Annotated in this window: 18 protein-coding genes and 1 pseudogene; 8 read left to right on the top strand and 11 right to left on the bottom strand. The window is 47.2% G+C overall.

What is annotated here, in order from left to right:
* The first annotated feature begins 174 nt into the window (after positions 1-174).
* Together IV433_RS22230 and IV433_RS22225 are read left to right on the top strand one after the other, a co-directional pair.
* Positions 175-2,919: an autotransporter outer membrane beta-barrel domain-containing protein gene (locus tag IV433_RS22230; RefSeq protein WP_195815983.1), complete on the top strand. Its 2,745-nt coding sequence runs from the start codon at positions 175-177 to the stop codon at positions 2,917-2,919.
* 683 nt (positions 2,920-3,602) lie between these two features.
* Entirely contained in the window at positions 3,603-4,652 is a 1,050-nt protein-coding gene (locus IV433_RS22225; protein WP_195815982.1) for a tyrosine-type recombinase/integrase, read from the top strand.
* A gap of 90 nt (positions 4,653-4,742) precedes the next feature.
* Here the strand turns inward: IV433_RS22225 and IV433_RS22220 are convergent, their stop codons facing one another.
* From IV433_RS22220 to IV433_RS22210, 3 genes and pseudogenes are all read right to left on the bottom strand, one after another.
* On the bottom strand, positions 4,743-5,222 hold the full coding sequence (locus tag IV433_RS22220; RefSeq protein ID WP_104925469.1) for a GNAT family N-acetyltransferase: 480 nt from the start codon (positions 5,220-5,222) through the stop codon (positions 4,743-4,745).
* Positions 5,219-5,479, bottom strand: coding sequence for a type II toxin-antitoxin system TacA family antitoxin (locus IV433_RS22215; RefSeq protein ID WP_195815981.1), 261 nt, complete (start codon positions 5,477-5,479; stop codon positions 5,219-5,221). Before IV433_RS22215 ends, IV433_RS22220 begins: the two co-directional genes overlap by 4 nt.
* Before the next feature lie 420 nt (positions 5,480-5,899).
* A pseudogene (locus IV433_RS22210) lies at positions 5,900-6,487 on the bottom strand (O-methyltransferase); the annotation flags it as partial.
* Between the two features lie 72 nt (positions 6,488-6,559).
* Here IV433_RS22210 and IV433_RS22205 point away from each other — a divergent pair.
* Together IV433_RS22205 and IV433_RS22200 are read left to right on the top strand one after the other, a co-directional pair.
* Positions 6,560-7,734 (top strand): IS3 family transposase gene (locus IV433_RS22205; RefSeq protein WP_195815980.1). Its coding sequence is split into 2 segments (ribosomal slippage): positions 6,560-6,818 and positions 6,818-7,734, totalling 1,176 coding nucleotides; the frame shifts between segments, so codons are not numbered across the junction.
* A gap of 771 nt (positions 7,735-8,505) precedes the next feature.
* On the top strand, positions 8,506-8,706 hold the full coding sequence (locus tag IV433_RS22200; RefSeq protein ID WP_195815979.1) for a hypothetical protein: 201 nt from the start codon (positions 8,506-8,508) through the stop codon (positions 8,704-8,706).
* 95 nt (positions 8,707-8,801) lie between these two features.
* On the opposite strand, the gene IV433_RS22195 is transcribed toward IV433_RS22200, so the two are convergent.
* Together IV433_RS22195 and IV433_RS22190 are read right to left on the bottom strand one after the other, a co-directional pair.
* Positions 8,802-9,287 carry a hypothetical protein gene (locus tag IV433_RS22195; protein WP_229893644.1) on the bottom strand — a complete coding sequence of 162 codons (486 nt, stop codon included), beginning with the start codon at positions 9,285-9,287 and terminating at the stop codon, positions 8,802-8,804.
* Positions 9,288-9,665: 378 nt separating this feature from the next.
* Entirely contained in the window at positions 9,666-9,992 is a 327-nt protein-coding gene (locus IV433_RS22190) for a hypothetical protein (protein ID WP_195815977.1), read from the bottom strand.
* A 494-nt stretch (positions 9,993-10,486) separates the two neighbouring features.
* Between IV433_RS22190 and IV433_RS26365 the strand changes: the two genes are divergently transcribed.
* The 4 genes from IV433_RS26365 (at position 10,487) to IV433_RS22170 (ending at position 14,733) form a co-directional block, all read left to right on the top strand.
* Positions 10,487-12,145 carry an ATP-dependent nuclease gene (locus tag IV433_RS26365; protein WP_195815976.1) on the top strand — a complete coding sequence of 553 codons (1,659 nt, stop codon included), beginning with the start codon at positions 10,487-10,489 and terminating at the stop codon, positions 12,143-12,145.
* A complete protein-coding gene (locus IV433_RS22180) occupies positions 12,138-13,292 on the top strand; it encodes a UvrD-helicase domain-containing protein (protein WP_195815975.1) in 1,155 nt (384 codons plus the stop codon). Before IV433_RS26365 ends, IV433_RS22180 begins: the two co-directional genes overlap by 8 nt.
* A gap of 253 nt (positions 13,293-13,545) precedes the next feature.
* Positions 13,546-13,977, top strand: a complete 432-nt coding sequence (locus tag IV433_RS22175) for a TraX family protein (RefSeq protein ID WP_195815974.1) — start codon at positions 13,546-13,548, stop codon at positions 13,975-13,977.
* 201 nt (positions 13,978-14,178) lie between these two features.
* Positions 14,179-14,733: a hypothetical protein gene (locus IV433_RS22170; protein WP_195815973.1), complete on the top strand. Its 555-nt coding sequence runs from the start codon at positions 14,179-14,181 to the stop codon at positions 14,731-14,733.
* 101 nt (positions 14,734-14,834) lie between these two features.
* Here IV433_RS22170 and IV433_RS22165 read toward each other — a convergent pair whose 3' ends face one another.
* The 6 genes from IV433_RS22165 to traD all read right to left on the bottom strand — a co-directional run bounded on the left by IV433_RS22165 (position 14,835) and on the right by traD (position 24,774).
* On the bottom strand, positions 14,835-15,038 hold the full coding sequence (locus IV433_RS22165) for a hypothetical protein (protein ID WP_195815972.1): 204 nt from the start codon (positions 15,036-15,038) through the stop codon (positions 14,835-14,837).
* A 14-nt stretch (positions 15,039-15,052) separates the two neighbouring features.
* Positions 15,053-15,394, bottom strand: a complete 342-nt coding sequence (locus tag IV433_RS22160; protein WP_195815971.1) for a hypothetical protein — start codon at positions 15,392-15,394, stop codon at positions 15,053-15,055.
* 961 nt (positions 15,395-16,355) lie between these two features.
* Complete coding sequence (repA, locus tag IV433_RS22155) at positions 16,356-17,186, bottom strand: plasmid replication initiator RepA (protein ID WP_195815970.1); 831 nt, start codon at positions 17,184-17,186, stop codon at positions 16,356-16,358.
* Positions 17,183-17,386 carry an Hha/YmoA family nucleoid-associated regulatory protein gene (locus IV433_RS22150; RefSeq protein ID WP_195815969.1) on the bottom strand — a complete coding sequence of 68 codons (204 nt, stop codon included), beginning with the start codon at positions 17,384-17,386 and terminating at the stop codon, positions 17,183-17,185. Before IV433_RS22150 ends, repA begins: the two co-directional genes overlap by 4 nt.
* A gap of 12 nt (positions 17,387-17,398) precedes the next feature.
* Positions 17,399-22,567, bottom strand: a complete 5,169-nt coding sequence (gene traI, locus IV433_RS22145) for a conjugative transfer relaxase/helicase TraI (protein WP_195815968.1) — start codon at positions 22,565-22,567, stop codon at positions 17,399-17,401.
* A complete protein-coding gene (traD, locus tag IV433_RS22140) occupies positions 22,564-24,774 on the bottom strand; it encodes a type IV conjugative transfer system coupling protein TraD (RefSeq protein ID WP_195815967.1) in 2,211 nt (736 codons plus the stop codon). Before traD ends, traI begins: the two co-directional genes overlap by 4 nt.
* Between the last annotated feature and the right edge of the window lie 17 nt (positions 24,775-24,791).

The following is a 24,791-nucleotide window of genomic DNA, read 5'->3' as shown; positions in this document are numbered from 1 at the left end:
TTACAGCTATTATATAAAAGATTATTACGTAGAAATATCAATTCGTCGCTTAGAAAGTGATTAAATTGCAAATGCTTAATAGAATCTAAATAATAGTGTATCTAATGCGAGCGGTTAACCTGCTTGATGTCAGGTGTTGTATCCGGCTTTCGAGCCTACATAAAGGAATTATGTATGTTTTTATTTAAGAAGAAACCCCAATATTTGATCGTTTTTAGCCTATTCTCTTCCCTCAACTCCTTTGCTTTTCAGGACGGTTATGGAAATAAAACGCCTTCACCATCTAATACAGGGAATAATTATCAGAATCTAGGAGATAATCCTTACTGGAATTATAGTGATAACACCCTCAATAATCCCTATAGTCAAAATGACACCTCTGTACATATTACTAACTATGCTATAGGAGTTGAAGCTTCAGATTATCGCGGAGAATTTATTTCTGAAGAAGGGGGAACTCCTTTTGCTTACAATTTTGAAGGTAATAATTTAGAGTCAACATACACTGGCGGTTCTTCAATTTCTTCCGAAGGAGAAGGATCAAACGTTGTTTTATTTAATAATAATGCCAACTTCATTTCACTTTCGTCCTCTAATGGCGGGACGTTACTTGTCGAAGGAAATTCAGCAGAAGGTGCTATTATAAAAAATAATGATAGCTTCATATTGTTAAAAGGAAACTATGCAAATGGAGCAGAAATAGAGAATTCAAATAAGGGTAAGATAGTTGTTGATGGTAATTCTGTAGAAGGCGCAGCCATTACCAACGATGACGCATCCATAAATTTGTATCATAATATTGCAAAAAATACTCACATAAGCAATGTCAATGGAGGTACTATAATTGCTCTTGGGAATAACATATCAGACTCTGAAATTACCAACGCCGAAGGCACTAATTTTACAATTGGTGACTGCAACGATGAAGTTTGTAAAGATAACGTGGGAACCACTGCAAATAACATAACGCTTAACAATAATGGTAATTTTTATTTCTCAGGGAATCTTGATCTGTCTGGATCTACCATAAATAATGGAGGTCTAGTATCTGGTACCGATAATATAATAATGACTGATAGTAATGTTTATAATAATGGAATGATGAGTTTATCTGGGGATATAAGTCTAAATGGTTCTAGTTTTGAGAATACAGGTACATTTACGCTTTCAGATTCATTATTAAATCTTTCGGGAACAGATGCTAAAAACTCTGGAGTTTTTATTATTAAGAATGTAGATATTTCTGGGGGTGCGTTTAAAAACACAGGGGCTTTAAAAATAGACGGAGATAATTCCACGAATATGGACATTACTAATACTGGGAGAGTTATCGTAAATACAGGCAGCTACACAAACTTGAATCAAGGTATTATCTTAAATGAAATTACTGGAAGTATTGATTTATATAATAACACACGTATCGTAGGTGATTTGACAAACTTTGGTATTTTGCAACTTGTCAGTAAAGATGACAGTATGGTCGAAAGCATATTTACTGGTGATATAAATAACTACGCTACGCTTTCCTTATCATCATCTGCCGACACTGTAGGCAATACGTTGACAATTGATGGCAATTATATCGGTTACAATGGTTCAAAAATCGTAATGAACAGTATATTGTCCGATGATACTTCCCGTTCTGACAAGCTACTAATAACCGGTAACAGCGATGGTGAAAGTTCTGTATATATCAATAATCTAGGTGGTCATGGGGCGCAAACTGTTGAGGGTATAAACGTCATTACTGTTGATGGAAATTCCGGGGCAACCTTTACCAAGGGTAGTAGGATTGTTGCAGGAGCCTATGATTATTCTTTAGTTCGCGGTGTTGGCTCAAACAAAGGAAACTGGTATCTAACAAGCAAAGATACGAACCCGACCAATCCGACTGTACCATCGATCGTCCCACCGACTGCTCCCTCGGCTTCAAGCCAAGAACGGCCAGAAGCTGGCAGTTACATTTCTAATGCAGCTGCTGCTAATACGCTTTTCACTACTCGTATTGGCGACCGGTCCTCAGGTGCTACTTACCGTGATTCATTTACGGGTGAGCAAAAGAATACCCTGCTTTGGATGCGTAATGTTGGCGGACATACGAATTGGCACACTTCTTCTGGACAGCTTAAAACAAAAAGTAATCAGTATGTTGTTCAGATTGGGGGTGATATCAAATCATGGAAATTAAAAGGAGCGGACCGTTTGAGTCTAGGTCTTATGACTGGATACGGCACTAGCAAAAGTAGAACACATAGCTCGCTTACAGGGTATTCTTCAAAAGGTAATATTAGCGGGTATAGTGCAGGTCTTTATGGCACATGGTTCGAAGATGTACAAAAAAAAAGTGGGCTTTATATTGATAGTTGGGCATTATATAATTGGTTTGATAACTCAGTAAAAGGTGATCAACTGACCTATGAGAACTACCGGTCTAAAGGCATTACCGCTTCGGTTGAGGTTGGTTATTCTATTCAACTTAACAACTCACCAACTTTACTCGGCGAGAAATATAATTGGTACCTTCAGCCGAATGCACAAGTTACATGGATGGGAGTGAAATCAAAAGAGCACACCGAAGATAATGGTACTCGTGTAATAATTAGAGGTAATGGGAATATTCAATCTCGCCTTGGTGCTAAAACTTATATCGCTCAGAATCCAAATCCTGGTCAAAAAACTTATCAAATATTCCGTCCTTATATCGAAACTAACTGGGTCCATAATACCAATGCGTTTTCAACAAGCATGGATGGAGAACGTGTAAGTCAGAGCGGTACAAGAAATATGGGAGAGGTTCGTGTAGGTGCCGAAGGTGATATTATAAAGAATATAAACATTTGGGGTAATATTGGAACACGTTTCGGAAGTAATAACTACAATAGCAGTGACGTTGCTTTAGGCATCAAATATGAATTTTAATATTTATTACAGATAACCTAACAAAATTACTCTCAGGCCACCTTTAGTGGCCTGATTTTTATAAATATCATAGTTTAGCTAATCTTGATAGGTATAGAAAAATAACAAGAAATTGAAACATCAAATCTATTATTATTATTTACACAACATTGATGACCGATTATGTGCACTCGCTTACATGTCACATTTTGAGTACTAAAGCGTCCGATCACCTTGGATTAGGTTAAGTATAGCGGCTTAGAGGATATGCTGACTATCAGCGTCTGTCAGACATATTTACGCCGATTGCCACAATAAAGGCTTTGAGTACGTTGCTTATTAAACCTAGAGTCTCTAAGACTAACAGTGGGAAGATCGTCTGCAGCAATGGCGACGGACATGCGTTCGAGCACAGTCAACTATACCTGCAGCTTAAATAACCCAAAAAAGCCCTTTCTACTGAATATTTTATAGTATTTCCTAAACATGGGTAGATTTATTCAACTTTATATAATGGGACTTATATAAAGTTAGTTTTCTTTTGAAGGAACTGGTAATCTAACCAGTAGTTACAGGTGTAGATGATTTTTTGCTGTAGATCTTGCAGGTTTCACTACGTGAAATCTGCAAGGTAAATCCCCTGCATTTTTCTCAGAATCTACGTAGCGTCGCCAGTGACCGGGAGTTCGCTTTTTAAGCTATATATGGGCAAATTAACACCAACCCACCAAACTCTACCGGCTATCCAGGCGGAAGAGGATGTTCTGGCCAGGCTTAAGGAATTTGTACAGGACAAGGAAGCATTTTCGCCCAATACATGGCGACAGCTAATGAGCGTGATGCGTATTTGCCATAAATGGTCGGCGGAGAATGGGCGTTCGTTTTTGCCTATGCTTCCAGACGATCTTCGCGATTACCTGAACTGGCTACAAGAGAACGGGCGCGCCTCTTCAACGATTGCCACGCACGGTTCTTTAATTTCAATGTTACACCGTAACGCAGGTCTCACCCCTCCTAACATCTCACCGCTGGTGTTCAGGGCCGTTAAGAAGATAAATCGTGTTGCGGTTGTAACCGGTGAACGTACGGGTCAGGCGGTTCCCTTCCGTCTTGAAGATTTGCTGAAACTGGATGCACTGTGGTCTGACTCAATATCGCTTCGGCACAAACGTGATTTGGCATTTTTGCATCTCGCTTATAGCACGCTGCTGCGTATCAGTGAATTAGCTCGACTTCGTGTTCGAGACATCTCCCGGGCACCGGATGGCAGGATCATCCTCAATGTAAGCTATACCAAAACTATTGTTCAGACGGGGGGCCTTATCAAATCCCTAAGCTCGCAGTCTTCCCGACGGTTGTCAGAATGGTTGTCTGCGTCAGGTATGAGCCCCGAACCTGACGCTTTCCTCTTCTGTCCGGTTCACCGCTCTGGGAGTGCAACTCTTTCTATCACCCGTCCGCTGAGCACGCCGGCGATAGAATTTATCTTCACCCAAGCCTGGCGTACGATTGGAACAGCTGAAACTATCACCCCAAATAAAGGACGCTACATGACCTGGACTGGTCACAGTGCCCGTGTAGGAGCTGCACAGGACATGGCGGGACGTGGCTATGCCGTCGCTCAGATTATGCAGGAAGGGACATGGAAAAAGCCTGAAACTTTAATGCGCTATATCCGCAATCTTCAGGCTCATGAAGGTGCGATGACTGATCTTATGGAAAAAAGTCTTATAAATCAGAAAAATAACAACTAGCATAAATCACACTTCATCATTGTGAAGTATGAATTCTTGTTTGTCTTTTTCGATTTCATCACTTGCTATGCTTCAAGGTTGATGTGAATACTAAAGGCGAAGCATTAATGTCATCGGATTAATTGGCGATGATGTAAAACCGTAGTGTTCATAAAATTGTTTAGCTGGTTCATGAAGTGCATGTACAAGTAATGCTCTGACCCCTGTATTTTCAGCAATTGAGTGAACTCGAAGAACAGCATCCTGTAACAATGAGGCTCCTAACTTTATTCCCTGAGCGCGAAGGTCGACCGCCAATCTTCCCAATACAATGACCGGAACTGGGTCAGGCATATTACGCCGAGCTGCCCCTGTTGCTTCCCTGTGGGACACAGCGCCGGCTGCAAGGGCGTAATAACCGACAACACTTTTATCGTTAGTCGCGACAACAAAAGTACGACTTGCACCATTTAAATGGTTTGTCAGAGCGCGCCTTTTTAACCATTCATCTAACGTTGATTCCCCACAACCAAAAGCATCAAGGATATGTGCAGTTGTCAGTGGCTCAGGGGCAGATAATTGTAAACTCATGCCCAAGGTGATTTCACTGCCATCAGGCGCTCCAGACTCTGATTTGTCTTTTGAGGTGCATCAAGCATCGCTGTGAATTCATGAAATTTTTCAGTATCTAACTGGAAAAAAACCTGGTCGAGCAGAATAGCCTGTGCGCGCTCACAAGCTACTTCCAGCATAAAATCAGATCGGTTTTTACCCAATAAACTGGCAGCTTGATCGATAAGATCACGCTGTTCCGGCAAAGCACGTAAATTAATCGCAGCGTCACGCATTTTTTATAGCTCCTGTATTGACAACAGCTATACATTAGATTGTTGTGTAGCTATTGTCAATACACTCTCCGAGTGACCCTCTTAATAATTAACTGTCTCGTTTTGAGAGTGGGTTTGCCTAGTGGTACCTCTTCTTTGCCAGTAGCAGTAAGAAATGAGGATAGGTATCCCTTGAGATACTCAGATTGAAAAAGACTTGGCATATGTACCTTGAGGGATACACTTACACAGATAGACGAATAGGCAGGATATAACAGCAAGCCCGAAGAAAACTCTCAAGAACCACGTCACGATGAATGTCTGCTGAGAGCGAGAAGCTGACGCTCTGTCCATAACTCAAGCAGTACAGCTTTTGACAATCCTTGAGAAGTTGTGATTAAGAGATGGGGGTGAGTTCGTACTTCTTAGCGAAAAATATAATCACCGGGCTTTAACGATAGCCATGACGAAACCATCCCATCCTTTTTCACCAACAGTCTGTACTGCTGTAGCTTCAAGTCGCTCATCCTCAGAAATCATCTGAACAAATTCTCGCAGACCTTTAACGTTCGGATCATCACTACAGGAGTCTATTACACCGCCACCGCGCACAGTGTTATCCCCAACGATAACAGTGCCTTGCTGCGACAGTTTGATAGCCCATTCAAGATAGTGTGGGTTATTCACTTTGTCAGCATCGATAAAAATCAGGTCAAAGGGGGCTTTAAGTGTGGGTAAGACATTAAGTGCTGCCCCAATATGCAACGTAACGTGCTCAGCCAGCCCCGCTTTGTTTATATTCTGGCGAGCAACCTCGGCATGATGCTCGTTAAATTCAATTGTCGTTACTCTTCCATGTGGTGGGAGAGCCCTGGCCATCCATATGGTGCTATAACCCCCAAGCGTGCCTATTTCAAGAACACGGACAGCACGTGACATACGAATGAAAATGGCCAGCATTTTTCCCTGCAAAGCAGATACATCGTGTGTGGGCAATCCTTGATCTATGTTATTAACGAGAGTGTATTTGTAGTGGCATAGTGAATTTGGCCACCTGAATAGAGGTGATATCATCACCTCATAGTCAAAACAGGTGACATTATGACAGGACGTAACAGACGCAATTTTAGCCCCGAGTTTCGCCTCGAGGCTGCCCAGCTTGTACTCGATCAGCACTGCACCGTTGCCGCCGCTGCCACTGCGATGAATGTCGGCAAATCCACGATGGATAAATGGGTTCGACAACTGAAAGAAGAGCGAGCGGGAAAATCACCCATAGCTTCACCCATGACACCTGAGCAGATTGAGATACGTGAGTTGAAGAAAAGACTTCAACGCGTTGAAATGGAAAGGGATATATTAAAAAAGGCTACCGCGCTCTTGATGTCAGACTCCCTGAACAATTCTCATTAGTTGAGAAACTCAGGGCGCGGTTTCCTGTTGCCGTTGTGTGCAACGTGTTTGGGGTTCATCGCAGCAGTTATAAATACTGGCGGCAGCCCAGGAAGCCTGACGCCACGAGAGTGGCATTACTGAGCCTTGTGCGTGAAGTTTATCGCGAAAGTAACGGTTCAGCAGGAGCGCGAAGCATTGCCGCACTGGTCACCACCAAAGGTATAAAACTGAGCCGCTGGCGGGCAACAAAGCTGATGAAAGCGCTCAATATTATCAGCTGTCAGCAACCTGGCCATCGTTACAAGAAGGCGTCTAAGGAACACATTGAGATCCCTAATTATCTGGATCGCCAGTTTGCTGTTACCGAGCCTAATCAGGCCTGGTGCGGTGATGTGACTTATATCTGGACGGGAAAACGCTGGGCTTATCTGGCTGTTGTACTCGATTTATTTTCCCGAAAACCGGTTGGCTGGGCGATGTCATTTTTCCCTGATTCCGCACTGACAGGTAAAGCCCTGTCGATGGCCTGGGAAGCACGGGGAAAACCGGCTAATTTACTGTATCACTCGGATCAAGGTAGTCACTATACCAGCAGGAATTTCAGACAGTTACTGTGGAGATATCAGATAAAGCAAAGCCTGAGTCGCCGGGGAAATTGCTGGGATAACAGCCCAATGGAACGGTTCTTCAGAAGCCTGAAAACAGAGTGGGTACCGGATAATGGCTACGCGAATTTTAGCGAAGCCAGCACGGCAATAACGAAATACATCACAGGATATTACAGCCAGCTCAGACCCCATCAATATAATGGCGGTTTGACGCCGAATGAATCAGAACGATTGTTCTGGAAAAACTCTAAAGCTGTGGCCAGTTTTTGTTGACCACTACACATTAACCTAATTCCCTTTAACGACGGGGAATTTCCTAATATCAATAAAAAATAAAACAATTATTAGAATTTCTTCTTTTTTTATAATGAGTAAACTGACAAAGAAACAGACAGAAAGTCATTTTGACTTGGTAAAAGCAATACAATAGACATATTCTCCATTCATTTATCAGGAATTAAATATTATGATTGGTTAAAGATGTGGTGAACTCATCATTTCATTTTCGCATTGAAAAGATAAATATCTGATTAATATTGTGTATCACATGAAGGATACTTTAGAGATATTTAACTTTTTCACGCCCAACCATATGATAATTAATCATATTTAATCTAACCAAGAGAGGACTATATGGGTGCTAGCAGAAGCCTTACCTGGACAATTACCAATGCAACAAAATATCCCTGGACACAAACACAGTGTGAATTGAACCATGGCGTATGGATTAAAAACCCACCTAAAGTAATCCCTCCTGGTGGGCACGTTACACTTCAATCAGAATCAAATGGCTTTATGACCGGCTGTGAGGGTACTGTGAGTTATAACTCTACAGTTGGGGATTTTGTATTTTACTTTGACAACCCATATGTAGGCGACGACAGTTATACCCTCACCGTCCCAGAAGAATACGATCATTCAACAACTCAGACTACCGGGAATCAATATAAAATTGTATCCCGTTGTTTTGAACATCCACCCGAGTGATTTTAATTAGGTATTATTAATTTTTATTTTTTAAATAATAAGTTAAAGAGGTTGATAATGGAATGCACAAAAAGTGATGGCACGTTTCTTTGGGAAAATGGTAAAGAAAGAGGAGAGCTTTTAAAAAACATTGACGTTGAGACGAATTTTAAAATCCTAGATAAAGGTAATACTAGATATGTTTTAGTAGAAGTAAAAAGCGGCTACTATAACGGTCAAAAAGGATATTTTCCTCTTAAGCTAATCGGTAAAAAATAAATTCATGGCCGCGTAAGCGGCCTTTATTTATGTACAATAAGCCCATCCGTCTCGGACGGGGAAGGTTAAACTGTAGCACTACTCGAAGCAGCAATTTAATACCGTAGAATCAAGCTTCTAAAGCGACTTTTTACCTCTGGTGGCAAGAGAGGGTTGAATTCCCATGCTAGCGCATAACCGTCATCATCACCTAATTCATTCACAAAACCAGCAGTCTGAAAATTACTGTAGTGATTATCATGCAGGTAGTCGTGAAGGCAGGAAAAAAAATATTCAAAATCAATATTGTAATAACACTCTGACAGTCGTTGCGACTCCATGTGACGAGTCCGATGGTTCGGGAACACAGCATCAAGATGAGTTAAAGCACCAAGTTCAATGCTTTCGAGCTGCGATTTCGATGTACCTTGAATGCACTGAAAAGCGCAGAACAGGTAATAATTGGGATTTGCGGAGCTGTATGAGCGGGATCTGAGATCTCCCATCGTAATACCTACCTTCGCAAAGCCGGGATCTCGGCTATCAGCGCCTACGTAAAACCAGATGTTGGGAGACTCAAAGTTTGCCTTATCACGTTCCATGACGGCTTTCATTTTATAGTCGTCAACAGGAATATTCAGGTCGTATGTTTGTAGTGGCTTTCTCACTGTTTCCTCTCTGTATTTGGTTACAAGTCCACTGGAGGTCAATTTGGAGATTGGAAATTATTGTACACTTTGGTCATTTTTAAACTTGCACATGCAGTCAAGAGATTTATTTAGTTGATAATGTCGCTTTAAGTTACCCCCCTATCCATATCTCATTCAGGGTATCTAATGAGCTAGAAACGCCAGATAAGCGGAAGTAGCGCCTAATTATCCCCTTCTTGCTATAGGTGATCTGTTCAAAAAGCAGACTTTCCGTACAATAGCGTTTGTTTCCCGACCCCCTATTTTTCACCGGCGGTGAAGTATCACGGTTTATTGCTCAGTGATTTCACATCGTTCATTCGCGGACGGAATGTAAGTCATGTCTTTGTCAGCAGATACAAATCCTCGTTTGAAGCTAAGAATTGTTGTGTTGTTGGCCTGAGTTTGGAAGAAGATATTGCGTGCTACACGATATTCATTATTTTGATTGTTTTTACCAATATATAATGTCTGCTTCTGGTCATTTAGGCATAGGATTTGGAAGTCTTCACTATCTGACCCTTTTACAAATTGCCACTGACTTAAAGTCTGATCGGCATTTGCTGACATACTTAGAAAAATCAGGGGAACCAGACATAAAGCCATTTTCATGATCATGATTAAATCTCCTTTTAAAAGATAACTATCGACCGTTTTTTGCAAAACTTTATCTTTTGATGAGCATAGGACTACACTTTTTGGGGGCAGTTTAGAGATCGGAAAATTTTGTACGTTAAGCACATTTTTTCAAGAAAATCAGAGATGTAAGGGATTAATTTAGCGTCAATGGATACCGCTTTTATGTTATCGCACTAGCTTTATCGCATTTAGGTTATCCGATTAAGGCCAAATCCCCTGAAAATGGAGGCCGCTTGGAAAACGAAAATATCCTACGCTAAGCCAGTGACTTAAGCAGGTATGACGGTCCGCTTTGTGCCAGGAGCAGACTTATAAGTTGTCCAAGAACAGCTCTTATATTTTGACCTATTTATGTCGACTACTTCAGTGCCTGCAGGATTTAAGGTGACATCGAGCCTGCATGTGGACACAGGTGTATCGGCGAGTTAATGTCTTTAAGGGGTATTATTTGACAGTATCTTGAGGGAGTTAAAGTGCGCGTTAAATCGATTAAGCTTACCAATTTCAAGAAATTCAAAGATGAACATTTTGAGTTCAACGATGACGTAAATATCTTTGTAGGTGATAACAACGCCGGTAAAAGTACGATTCTGGAAGCCCTGGAAATCGTACTGAATTACAACTATCGGGGCCGCCCCTTCAACAACGAGTTTACGCCAGACATTTTTAATAAGGATGCAGTGCAGCATTTTTTGGCTTCTGACAAATCGGCCACGCACCTGCCTGTCTTGGCGATAGAGGCATTCATCGAGGGAGTGCCTGAATACCGGGGTACTAATAATTTCCTTAAAGCCGATGCTCAAGGGATCGCGGTGCTGGTGCACTTTGATGACACGCTCAAGGACGTTTACGCCGACCACTTACTGACAAACCCGCACATTACGAGTATCCCGATCGAATTCTACAAGCTGGAATGGCTGGATTTCGGATGGAATTCTATTAAAGCCGTAGCGAAGAAATTCAGGGCGTTATGCATCGACCCAACTCGTATCCACCCCACTCTGGGTAAGAATCAGTACATCTCGACCATACTGAATACCGCTTTAAAGAAAGAGGAACTGGTTAAGCTGACCCTCAATTATCGTGAGAATCAGCAGGTTTTTAACAACTCAGGTGAGGTCAGGACAGTCAACACCGGCCTGGATACGGACCACTTGATCACAGAAAAAAAACTGTCCATTGCCGCAAGCACTTTACCTGCGGGATCTATTCAGACCAGCCTTCAACTTGAAGTGGATGATGTCCCTTTCCAGTTCATTGGCAAGGGTGAGCAGAGTAATGTGCAGATCAAGCTCGCGATTCAGAACAAGTCGAAGGATATCGATTTGGTGATGATGGAGGAGCCCGAAAATCACCTTTCTCACACTAACCTCAATAAGCTGGTTCACTACATTGAAAATCAGCGGGGCGACAAACAACTCTTCCTTACCACTCATAGCTCGTATGTGCTCAACAAGCTGAGCATTGATAAAATCTGCCTGGTCCAGTCGGGATACAAACGTCTGCATAAGCTTGCCCCTACAGTGGTCAAAACCTTAAAGCGCTTACCTGGCTATGACACATTGCGCGTGGCACTGTCGCACAAAGTCATCCTTGTCGAGGGGCCGTCAGACGAGTTAGTACTGAAGAAGATTTACCACCGCAAGTACAACCGCCTGCCAGAGCAGGATGGTATTGATATCATCGTCGTGCGCGGAGTTGGGTTTGATACGTTCATATCCGTGGGTATGGAAATTGGTACCCGGATAAACGTCCTCAGAGATAACGATGGCGACTATGATGAAAACGTCGTCAAAGCGCGTGTCGATTATGCGGCCTACCCCAATATCAAACTTATTTCCTCTGCCAAAAATGAGGAGTTTTCGCTTGAACCCGCGATGATATATGCCAATGCCACCGGCTTTGTTACGCTGGACGCTTTCGCCAAAGAGGTGTTATCGACACAGACGTTTAACCTCTACGATAAAGTAGTCGACTTAGATAAGCGACGCGACTTTCTGATCGACTGGTTCCGAAGCGTCCAGGGAAACGGTAAGGGCGCCCGCAAGGTCGATTCAGCTATCAAGTTGTTCGATGGCACCCTGGATTTCAGGTATCCACCTTTCCTCGATGAGGTGTTCGACTTTGCATAATGAATTCTGGATTGCCGGTGCAGGATCAGGAAAAACCCAAAAAGTCATTGAGGATGCCATTGAAGTCATAAAGGCGGGTGGACGCGTATTGGTCGTCACCTACACCATGAACAACCAAGCAGAGCTTCGTTCTCGCTTTGTGGAATTATACGGCAAACACAGCGATGATTTTGTTGTGAAAGGCCTGTTTTCATTTTACATGGAAGACTTAGTAAGACCTTATCAAACGGCCATGTTTCCAGATCGAATTACTTCTACAATGTTCACCGAGCATAACCCTCACCTGATACCAGGTACGAGGAAATGGTATCCCAAAAGAGGGGAAAAAATTAATGGTGCGCTGAATCCTCTTCATTATCTGACGCCATGCAAAACCAAAGCTTACACTGGACTGCTGGCTAAGCTGGCAACAAGAATCTCCGCTTCAACAATGAATGCCCCCGCTAACAGATTGAAAGAGATTTATCAGAGGATCTTTTTCGATGAGGTTCAGGATTTGGTTGGATGGGATTTTGACGTTATCAAAGCACTCAGTAAGGCAATGCATGACTCTATTTGCTGTGTAGGCGATTTTCGTCAAACTATTTACACGACCACGTTCGGCCATAAGGCACCGGAAACACCTGAACAAAAGATTCAATACTTCAAAGACCTCAATTTTAGTCCGTTCTCACTGGCGAAGAATCGCAGATGTATCCAGGAAATCTGCGATCTCTCGGATACCATTCATCCCGGTATTTATGAACAAACGCGATCAGAGGTGGGAAAAGTTCCTGCTGAGATGGCCCATCACTGCGGTGCTTTCCTGATCAAACCATCTCAGGTGAACGATTATCTCGATATGTTCAAACCTCAAGTTTTGCGATGGTCATCGCCCATGGGAAAAGGCTATTTGCCACCAGATCTCACCTGCCACACCTTCGGCTCCAGTAAAGGTCTCGGTTTTGACCGCGTACTGATTATTTCACCGGAGAAACATCTCAAGTATCTAGGTGGCGACCTCAGCGTGTTCGATAAAGATAAAACGGAGGAGTCTAGAAACAAGCTGTACGTGGCCATTACCCGCGCTCGTTACAGCCTGGCGTTTGTTGTTGAGGAAGAGTATCTTACAAATATTAAGCTGCCGCATTGGGTTAGACCTGTGTAAGTCGATGCTAACGTCTAACCATTTAACTTCCGCTTGTCGCTCAAAGCTGCCGGTCATGGCTTCTTAAAAAACAGACTTAATGTAGGATGTTTTACGTTTTCCATGCGGACCCCAAAATGCTGTACAGCGCGGGAATACACCCTGCTGCGACAACGTAGCCTGTTCACATAACAGGCTTACCGTACAAAATTTTCCTATATCCAAATTGCCCCCTTTTATGACCATCAGCCCTGGTACGCGTTGAACATTTTGTTTGTCGTGCAGCCAACTGGTCGCATGGATCTACCCCAGGACGCGGTATTGCTGGATAAAAAGCATTCTGCTTATCGCCATTTTCGCGTGGCCACTCTCACTGGCCAGTTATGGGTTAGGGGGTATTGGCTTTGTGTTGATCTCAGTTCTGATGTTAGCCAGCATCACACCAGACAAGGTAGTTCTATTACTTTGGGTTTTATCATTGATCAGTTTAAATGCTGCTTCATTGATGACTGCGCCAATAATTGAAGTGGTCGTTCTCACCATTTTACCCACGCTGTTTTTACCGCTATTCATGCTCACTTTAACTGATAGCGCGAAAGCAACAGGGAAACGCTTCTTACCGCGGCAAACTTTTTACTGGTTGTACTGCGGGCATCTTCTTGTATTAGGAATAGTTTCTGCTTTTCTCAGAGCGTTTGCTATTTGAAAAAAATCTCAAACGGATGTGGATATTCTCTCAAAGAAACAATCCATAAAATCCTGTTGTAGTTTGAATTAATAAAACAGAATTAAAATAAGAATTATTGTTTAATTAGGTCATTTTTTACGAATAGCTATATAAAAATAAAAATTATGATGTAAAATGTAACTCTCATCGAAAAACTATAGCAAAAAGGATAATATTTTTATGAATTTGCGATATGGTAGTTCTGCGGAGTATGAAAGATTTGCTGCTTTCCTCAAAGAATCAAAGCGGCCAAAAGCATTGGACGCTATTAACTTTTCTAGTCCTGTTTTAGTACAAGTTATAACTTATCATCTCTATAATGAATATTTAATAGAAAATTGGGTAAACCATAAATTTGCAAAAGGAATTTCAATTTTCTCTGGAGCGAATTTTACAACTAATTCCAAGATTACATTTGCTAAAAACATAGGATTACCTGAGGAAATTTTTAAAGCTGTAACTTTATTAAATAGCATTAGGAATAAACTTGCGCATAATATTAATGTGGAGCCAATTGATGATGGGACTTTACAAAGGTTAATAAAAGCAATGGATAACATAGACTTAGATAAAAATACATATGCATCACTATATCCTTACCAAAAGGATAAAATAGAAAGTCTATCTGGTGACGCTAAGATGAGATACATATTGTATATGGTTTTATCGACAATGAGCCTCAAGATATGGAGTTACTTATTTAACGATATGTTTATGAGCACTACGCATGAATAATAGCTATCACTTAAATTTTAGAATGTAAATCCTTATATTTGGACAGTTTTAAATACCTGTCCAAATAGTGTTTGTTAATTATTTAATGAGTTCTCATAAAATTAGTAAATTTGTAAAACATCTTTTTCAAGAATTTTCCAATCTTCTTCTTTTAAAATTTGATTGACTTTACTGCCATCTGCTAAATTTAAAACATACTCTCTATCTCCGTAAATCAATTGGCTATTTTCTTTTCTATAAAATCCAGTTATAGCTATGTATTTATAGCCATCAAACTGAAGTACGTTCTTTATTTTTGCAAACATGCTGAATTACTCCATTATACATGAGGCTGCACAGGGATTTCTCGTGGCGTGTAACACTTATTCAGTATGTTTTTTTGTTCCTGAACGTCGATGTGCGCACAAGGATCAACATCCCTAACTAGTCGCAGATTATCTTTTTTAGTATTATTAACTACATGCTTAATTAACTCTTCAAAAGCAAAAATCGCTGATGGTAGGGACTGCACAGGAATATTAAACAATGCAACTTTAGGAAGAGGTGTTTCTATTGCTGTTATATGAGACGAAGATATATAAAAGGCCCCATTAATATCTTCGATACGACCATATAAAAACTGGGAATTTTCGAGATGAAATTCAAAGTTTTGAACAGACATACGTTTATCCTCTATCGATTATAAAAAGTAATATAATTATCGGAGATTTTTAGAAATTCTTGAGGTGTTTTCAAACCTAATGCCGCATAGCGGCATAAAGGCGACAACTGTTGTTCCGCATAGCTCTGTAGCCAAACGTTGCCGTAAACCCGGCTCAGCCGGTCTGTGACCCGTATATTCCCCAGTCCGCCCCCGCCCTGCAAGGCCTCTTTTAAAGAGGCTTGAGCATGCGAAAGCCGATACTGCCGACTTTCCGCCACGAAGAAGCTTAATGGTCGAATGACAAAAGAATCTTCCCGCAAAACTAGTTACAACATTCACTGTTCCTGATTCTTTTATCCGGCCGGGCCTGTTGCCCGACCGGGTAAAAGACCCACGCCAGCGAAAACTGCTGTTTCGTCAATGCTGTACTCTGACCTTTGCCCGGAACAACGTGGAGGGTGCTACTTTTTCTTTATCTCAACGATGTATCCCCTGAGGACCTACTCAGGGCTACAGATGTATACGGTGCGATGTTAAGGGACAGCGTAGGAGTTTCAGGTTTGCACGGCATAGCAAAAGCAACTGATTTGAATGTTGTAACTAATATGCTCTGCCCTTCCACCTCATGAACTGACCCCTGATGGGTTGCCATGCCGATTCAATCCACAGGGCAAACAGTGAGTAGGTATTCTTTTTAAAAGAAAGATATTTAAGGTCTTTAAAAGACTACACGCAGGTATGGGCCACGGCTATTTGCCGCTATCCGGCCAAACCTCTTGCAGTTAACGGTGGATAAGTCGGAATGCAGTGTAGGTAAACCCCAATCCAAAGGTTCAGCGGGTGAAAACAGGGATAGAAGGAACGTTGTGAGAGAGAATCTGGCTACCAAGAGCGCGCCTGAAGGAAGATTTATTGCCAGATTCGACCGTGGTGGCGCCTTAAGTCCTTCGGTGGGTATCGAATGGGTAAGATTGGGGGATTATGCAGCCAACCGGGTGTGGTGTCCCCGTGAGAGGATCATCCTTTGTTTCACCCTACGCGCCACTTCGGCCATCACGGCGTCTTTCGACGCAGGGAAACGCTGCTCCGCAATTTCCCGCGTCAGTTCACGTTTAACCAGCGCCTCGATTTCGGCGCGAAGACGGCTGGCATCACGTTTGGCACGAACCCGCGCATGCCCGTGTTGTTTGCGTTTCATATGATAGTCATAGAAGCGGTCACGACGGGCTTTCATGGCGGCAAACATCAGCTCATCTAACGGCAGCCTTGAATGCCCCTGTTTAGCGCGTTGTTTGTTTTTCCAGGCCACGCGGGATTCCCGGGCTGCAGCTACGGCCGGAGCTGAAATACCAAGCGCATCAAAAAACACCGGTGTGAAAGTGATATCTGCGGGGAAATTGCACCCTAGCGTGTCACAAAATTGGGTCTCATAAGTAATGAGTCCAAGCAAGGCGAGGAAGTGCAGCGCGCGGGTGGCACGCGTAATAGACAGGTTACCCGCTTCTGACTCTGTCGCCAGCGAGCACTCGATGGCCATCGTCGTGACCGTTGCGTTGACGCGATTTTCCAGCGGATCATTGTGAAAGCACATTGCCTGCAACAAGGCGTCTATCGCCCGCTTGCGGCTGTCCGGTGGCATACGACGGCGTTTGCCGTTTGCCCGGGCAAAAGCAACATGCATAGAAAACTCAAAACGCGAGGTAAACCCTTCAGCCGCCTTCATCAGCTTATGGTTGAAAGGAAGCGTGCGTTTGTCTTCAGATACCTCAAACCGCGGATCTGCGTTTTGGACCACTGTCAGGCCTTTCATGACAGCAGCCGCCAGACAGTTCCGGGTACACGGTCAAACAACTTGCCCATGATGATTTCTGCGCGCCTGTGATCGGCGGCCAGCTCAAACTCATTCACCCACTCACGGGACATGCGTTCCCGCTGGTGACTGACCACCAACTCCAGTGTGTCCAGCTTTGAACAGCGCCTCAGGCGCAGTAAAAAATCCATTTTGGTCATTGCCTGTCTCCTTTATTCGCCCAACGTCTTCTCGATGACGATGTCCCGTTCCATTTGCTGCAAGCGGGTTGCGGCCCGTTCCTGCGCAGCGATCTGCATAACAGCAGGATCCGCAGTCAGATCCGCCAGATCTGCCCGCTTCCCTGCGGCTTCAGACAGGGTTTTCTCATCCGGTTCAGGTCCTGATTTCGCCAGTCCGGCGCGCGCGGCTTCCGCGGCAAGACGCAGTTTCTCGTCTTCTGGCCGTGCGGCAGCGGCATGCAGCACTTTCTCAAGCGCAGCCTGTTGCTTCTCGTCATGCATCGGGATAAACGGCAGGGGTTCACCGTCAGACGGCAGTGCCTGACGCAGGGTTTCCGCATCTATGGCCAGCGTTGTGCCCGTGATCCGTGGAAGGTTGCGCGGGGTGCCCTCTCCGCTAAGCCGGACCAGCACGCCGCTGTCCGGGTATTGGTGAGCTAACACCTGCCCTTCATGAATACTCCCGGCCACGTGGGTATCGCCGGTGCGGCTGGCCTGCAGGCCGGCAAAGCGCGCGTCGTCACTGCCCATGATGCGGGGCTCATTGCTCAGCCAGGCACCGCCGCCCTGTGGCATAAAGCGCACCTCATCGAGATAAATGCCGGCGCGCCGGCCGTTGCTGTCCCAGACGGGCAATGCGATATGGGGTTGGGGGTATTTCTTTCCGGGGGCGATAAATTTTGCCATCGACTCACCCGCATCCAGGCCGCTGGTTTGCAGCAGTTTCCGGCCAAGGGGCGTGTCCTGCAGCGGTGTGCCGGTGGACAGCAGCTTTTCGGCCACCAGCGCTGAGCGGTCGGTATCGTGGTGCAGCAGGTCGTGCGCCGAATGGCGTTCTGACTGCCGGTCGAGCTGTTTCAGCCAGCCTTCACGGTCGTCGGTGTAAACCTGAACGTGCTCTTTGGCACGCGACAGTGTCACGTACCCGGCCTCGCGGGTAGCCATCCTTTTACGGCCACCTTCAGTCCCTTCAAGGGTAATTACATACCGCTCACTGGCACCCTGCGCCCCGTGCGCTGTTACCGCATACGCCAGATCAATGTGCCCATCTTCCGGCAACCGGGCCGGCTCCAGCACCCTTTTCTGTTCGCCGCTGCTCAGGGTGATACGCCCGCTGTTTTCCAGCCTGCTGACCTGCCACTGGCTGTTGGCCACATAGCCCCGTTCGTTATCGCTGCGGGTAAAGCGCATGCGGTCACCGGGACTGACGGTAATGTCCCGCGGAACATAAAGGGAGATGTCCTGGGTGCTGTTTTCGAAGTTTGATATCACCGTCGGTTTGCCGGTATCGTCAGTCAGGGTCACCATTCCCTGTGCAGTGTCCACGCCACTCACCGTCATATGCCGGTTATCCATCACGGCAACGTGCCCGATATGGTCAATAAATCCCGCCGCACTTCGCAGGGCTTTGTCCGGCACCCGGGCCGGCTCAAGCACGGTCAGGGTCAGTTCACTTTTTCCCACCTCACCGTTTTTATGCAGGGCGTCATGAATATGGCGGTTGATGGCGTGCCGGTCGGCGTTCAGGTGGGCAACCACCAGCGTCTGCGCCTGCGTTTGTGGTGTACGTCCGGCAAAGTCACGGGTGATGGCGTCAATGACGTCGGCAGGGTCATTCCCCTGAACTGCCGCTTCTTTTTCATCTTCTTTTGCTGACTTAATTTCCATCACTGAAGACGACGGCGCCCAGGCGTCCGTTTTACGGAATATCTGCGCCGGCGTGACGGCCTCCACCTTCTCCAGCGCCTCACGCGGATTGCCTTCAATCATGCTGTAGATAGCTGGCCGCAGCTCAGGTGTCTGACGCACAATGTCCTGCATCACGGCGGTGTCGATGGCACTGCGTTGCTGCACTAACCGGAACGGTTGTCCGGGTTCGATGGACTGCAGCTGCGCAACGTCACCGCTGCTGATGGCCCGGCCGCCGGTGGCCGCCACGCGCTGGTAAAGTTCCGCCATATCGCGGTTGCCCACCATTGAGGACTCATCCACCAGGAACAGCGTGTTGCCGTAGTCGGTCTTTTCACCGGCCATGGCTTTCTGACGCTCCTCGCTCAGAAACGACGACAGCGTCTGCGAGCGCACACCCACCGACTGCATTTCATGGACGGCGCGGTGCGTCGGAGCCAGACCAATAACCCCCGGCCGCTGCGACGCAGGCAGACTATCGAGTACCGCCATGACGGCCTTGAACTGGGTGGTTTTCCCTGTTCCGGCATAGCCCTGAATGGCCACAAAGCGGTCGGGACTTTCTAGGATAAGTTTGGTGGCGGCCTGCTGACCGCCGGTCAGCCCGGCGAGGTGTTTTTCTGGCACCCTTTCCATCAGCGGTGCGACGGCATTTTTGCCCTCCGCGACGGTGCGGATGATGGATTTCTCCATCTCATAGGTGACGCGCGGCACAATCAGGCCGCTGCCGGCACCGGTGACCGGTGACAGAGCGATCAGGTCACCGTTTTTAACCTGCCGGTCGACTTCAGCGTCGACCTGAGACACCGTGACGTCCGGCGACCAGCCAAGGGAGGCAGAAATCAGGTTGACCTTGCTGAAGGCGATACTTTGAGACTGTGCCCGGCTCAGACCCAGCGCGACCGACTGCGCCACCGGCGTGCGCAGCGCGTCGCGGTTTTTCAGCATGGCAGCATCGAGGTTTAGCTCACCGGCTACCCCCTTCACCTGCTCGCTGGCCACCCTGAAGTTGGGATGGCTGGACAGACGCTTCTCCGCCCTGTCCTGCGGCAGCGCGGTGTACAGCATGGCCTTATTTCCACTGCGGACAACCTGGTTGAGTGCGGCGCCGTTCATATCGCGCAAACCGGCGGCGACCAGCACAGTCTTGTTGTCGCCCACGCTCGCACCCAACCCTTCCACCAGCGGAGAAGCCAGCTTCAGGGCGCGTGAGGTGTCCAGAACCAGCGATGTATCCCCTTTACTGACTACGACGCCGCCGCCCACAAAACCGGTGACTATCAGGCCATCCCGCGCTTTAATTTTGCCTTCCAGCTCGCGGCCGACGGCCATTAGCGGTTCGCCAGTGGCGACCGGTAGCGTTTTATTCGTATAGGCACTCCAGCTGCTGTCGAGTCCGCTGATTTTCTCAACGCGCACATCACCCGTCTCAGAGACCAGCCGCAGGGTATTGGTACTTTCAGCGACGCGGTCAATGCTGTAGCGGGACATCGTTTTCGTTTCCCTATCCCACTGCTCCATCACCATACCCGCGCGGTAGCTGTCGCGCTGATTGCGGGTTTTGCCGTCGAGCCAGACCGGATGGATAACGGAAACCTGGCGTTCGTCTTTCCCCAGCTGGCCCGTTGCCTGCAATTCTGTCCGGATAGCCGTATTGAGCAACGTCTGTTCGCGCGGCCCGCTGGCCTGTGCCACCACCGGCTGACCTCCGGCTTTGAGCGCAGCATAGTCATGAGCCAGGAGGTCATACCGCTGGCGTTTATCGCCTTCGCTCACCACAGTGGTGGGGATTTTCTGACTGTCATAAGACTTGTACTGCGGCACGCCGGCGTCTTTCAGCACCGACAGCGCATTGCCAGTACCGGTGCGGTTTTCCGAGTCGATAAACAGCATCTGTACGCCCTGCTGCTGGCCTTTTTCCAGAATCAGCAGCGTCTCTTTGAGGGAGAGTTTTTCTGCCTGGGCGATAACCACTGTGCTTTGCGGGGGCAGCGTCAGGTCTGCCGTCAGCGCGCTGCGGGACATCACCTTGCCGGTCAGCAGCGGCTCCTGTGACAGGTAGTCCCGGCCGCGGTTATCCGCGGCAATGATGGTGATATCGCGTCCTTTCTCACCCGCCATGATTGCCGCATCAGCAATGCGCTCACGTAGCTGCGCTGCACCGCCGCGCCCGGAGAGAATAGCCACCGGTGCATTGTCCTGAGATAAAACGGAATAGGCGTCGCCGTACGACCGCGGACGTTCGACAGCGCGGTCGGGGAAAGACAGCACGCGATTTTCCTGCATCGCGGTTTTGGCCAACTGATGCACACTGAGCTCGTTGAGCAGATGGACATCAGAGGTGAAAATGCCCTTCTCCTTATCCAGAGGGATAAGGCGCTGATGTTCAATGGCGGTATCTATGCCCTCACGCACCTGCGCAAACAGGCCGGGTTCGGCGGGTAATTGCGAAGCGGTTTTAGCCAGCAGTTCGGAGTAGGTAAACTGCACTTTATTCTCACTGAGCGTGGAAATGGCTGTGCTGATGGCGCCGGCCATGTCCACCGCACTTGCTGCAGGTTCAGGGGTCTCCGTCCCTCGGAGCTCGCGCGCTTTCGCCCGCCCGACAAAGTCCGGCAGGTTAAAGCCGGTTTCTTTCAGCCTTTGATTCCATTGCGCTACCAGAACAACCGGATCTGATGCGACCTTGGCTTTACGGGTATCCAGTGCGGCAATATCTCGTGATTTAAGCGAGGCACCTTCCCCAGCGGCGGCATTAATGGCCTGGCTGCGCTGCGAGAACGGCTCAACGGGCACATCCTTAATCTCCCACAGCCCGTTTTTACCGGTATTAACAGTGTCAAAACCCATGCTTTCTATATCCTGACGCAGGGCGTGACGGTAGATGTTTCCCAGGGCTACCTGATTGGCATACATCGTCTCGGAAAAGCCGGTTTTCATTTTGGTGTCGCTGGCCAGCGCCCGCCATTTCCCGTCGGCTTCGGTGGCGTTAAACACCAGCGCGTGGGTGTGTAGCTGCGGGTCTAAGTCGCGGGAGGTATCGTGGTTATAGAGCGCGGCAACAATATTGCCGGTCAGCACGGTCTGCGTCTGACCACCTTCGGTAATGCGCGCGCTGGCCAGCGCTTCAACCTCCTTCATCACGGTATCAACCGCGCGGTTGTGCGCGTCAATAAACCGCCGGTCGCCGCCGATGAGAGCCATCATCGACACACTTTTAGGCGCCGAAAACGTCAGGTCATAGCCGGGACGGTGCGTCTCTTTACCGTTTTCAACGCGCGACAGCAGGGTGCCATCCGGCAGAACGCCTTTGCGCATCGCGTTCAACTCAGCGTCGATGACATGGCCGGACAATCCGAGGGCTTCTGCCCCTTTTCCTTCCCAGCGGGACTCCAGACTGCCCAGCACGTAATAGTTATCCTGGCTGGCGTAATAGCCGGCGTCGCCGGCAATCGGGCTAACAGACATCATAATAAGTAGCCTCCGTCATCGTCCTTGTCCCGGTTATGAATGGCGTGATTGATATTCACCTCTTCACGACGGGTGGCATCCTGCGTTTCAGTCTGGGCGGCGTACTGCTCATAGGCGTCATAGTCAACGATTTCGCCGTCTTCGTTCATGCCGGGGGGAAGCTCAATATCGATTTCTTCATCACGGCCGCCGGTGGTTGCCGCTTCTGCCGCCACCGCAGCCGCTGCGGCAACGGCAGTGGTGTCAGGTTTAGCCTCGACTGAGTTCGCCACATTGTTGGCGGGAGCAGGCAAAACAGGTGCCATTACCGGACCACCGGCAGCAGCCACAACCGGAGCTGCTAGCACAGATGAAGCTGCAGCTGCTGGCGGTGTTTCGACCGGCGTGTCTTCGCGGAACAACGCATCCATCATGCTTTCTTCTGCCCCACGCCTTTCGAGGTCTTCTTCTATCTCCGGGTCAAGGCTGGATTCGACGTCGCGTTCCAGAATGGCTTCAGCCACTTTCAGCAGTTTCTGGTACTGCAAGGCCATTTTCACCACCGGATAATCGCCCGGTAGCGTGACGAAGCACTCCAGGTCTTCCAGCTTCTGCACGTCGGTATGGCTGACGATATTGATACGCTCCTCCTCCTTACCGAAGGAGATACCGTCACGCACCGACTCATTACCAAAACTGGTTTGCTCGCTGAACCTTTTGCGTACCGTTTCGCCGATGTCTTCGGCGACGAATTTGGACACCAGTGCGCTCGGCGAACGGAAGAAATATTTGGTGTTTAGCAGGTCGAACATGGCTTCAGCAGACTTGTTGCCGTAGATTTCTTCGAGCTGCGGATAGGACTGGAAGCCCAGCAGGAAGCAGCCACCGAATTTACGTGCCTCAGCGATAATGAAGGGCAATCCCGGCAGCTTGTGCAGCGACGGCAGCTCGTCGTAGAAAAACCAGACGCGCCGGTGGCGGTTCTCGCCCATCGACAGCAGGCTGTCGGCGGCAATGCTCAACCACATGGAGATAACAGGCTTGAGGGATTCGTGATGCTGCTGGTTCGAGGTGATGAACAGCCACGGGTTTTTGGCGCCAACCTTCGTGCCCTGCATCCACTCGCGGATGGTGAATTTGGGTTTACCGCTGCGGTCGATGCCCTGCAGATAACGCATGGCCTTCACGTAGTTGGTCAGCACGCTGCGGATAGAGATGGCCGTTTTCTCGATTTTCCCGTCCACCAGAGTTGCCGCCGGCGTGCCGGCGAGAAATTCGCGCAGCTTGTCGAGCTTGATGGCCAGCAAGGTACGCAGGAATTTGTTGTAGCTCAGCTCCGGGTCTTTGCGCATGCGGTGCGCGGCTTCTGAGAAGATAGTGCGCGCAGATCCCTGCCAAAACGGGTCTTCCGATGCCCCCATCGGGATAAGCGAGGTGGAGATGGTTTCCAGCGACGGCAGCGTCGGGCATTCACCCCACATGTCCCAGTTAGCGCAGCGCTCGTCCTGCGGATTCAGCAGTTTGTCTTTGGTTTCGTCGTAATATTCCTCAACGAAGGTACAGCCTTTATCATAGATAATGACCAGGTCGCCGCGCTCACGCAGATAGGTCAGGAACTTACGCATCAGCGTGGACTTCCCGGAACCTACAGTGCCGTGCATGCCGAAGTTTTGAATTTCACTGTCTTTCTTGATCGGCAGATGGTCGACCTTAATATTGGATGCTTGACCGCGGCTTTTCATCATTCTGGCGACGGCTTTCGGGTCGGTATTTAATACGCGACCGCCGGTGATTTCATCTTCACTCTGCTTTTTACCCAGATGGCCCAGATACCAGAAGAAAATGCCTGTACCGATAAAAACGAGAACCAGCGATATCAGCGCGGAAATAATGATTTCCTGTTTGAGCAGTTGCCCGCAATACGAGGTATAGGAATCACTGATGATTTGCATTGCCGTGTAATTAAGTTTCTTGCCGTAATAGTCCAGATGATAAATCGTCGGATTAACAATGTGCTTTTGGAATGGGGCTATTGTGGTGGCATACCAATACATCAGCCCATTCATGATGTTCTGCGTGCTCATGCGAATAAATAATGTCGCACCGGTGATGATCATGAATGACATAATCATATAAAACGAAATTATGTTGTTTATTTGCAGGAACATTCTCAGGCGCATAAACGCAACCTGCCCGCCCTGCGTAAAGTTGCGGGAGTTAAAGCTCATAACCTTTCCTTAGGCAA

Origin of the sequence: Rahnella laticis (assembly GCF_015644585.1) — a bacterium.
GTDB lineage: Bacteria > Pseudomonadota > Gammaproteobacteria > Enterobacterales > Enterobacteriaceae > Rahnella > Rahnella laticis.
Note: the sequence above shows the minus strand (reverse complement) of the source record. Positions and strands in the feature narration are given on the sequence as shown.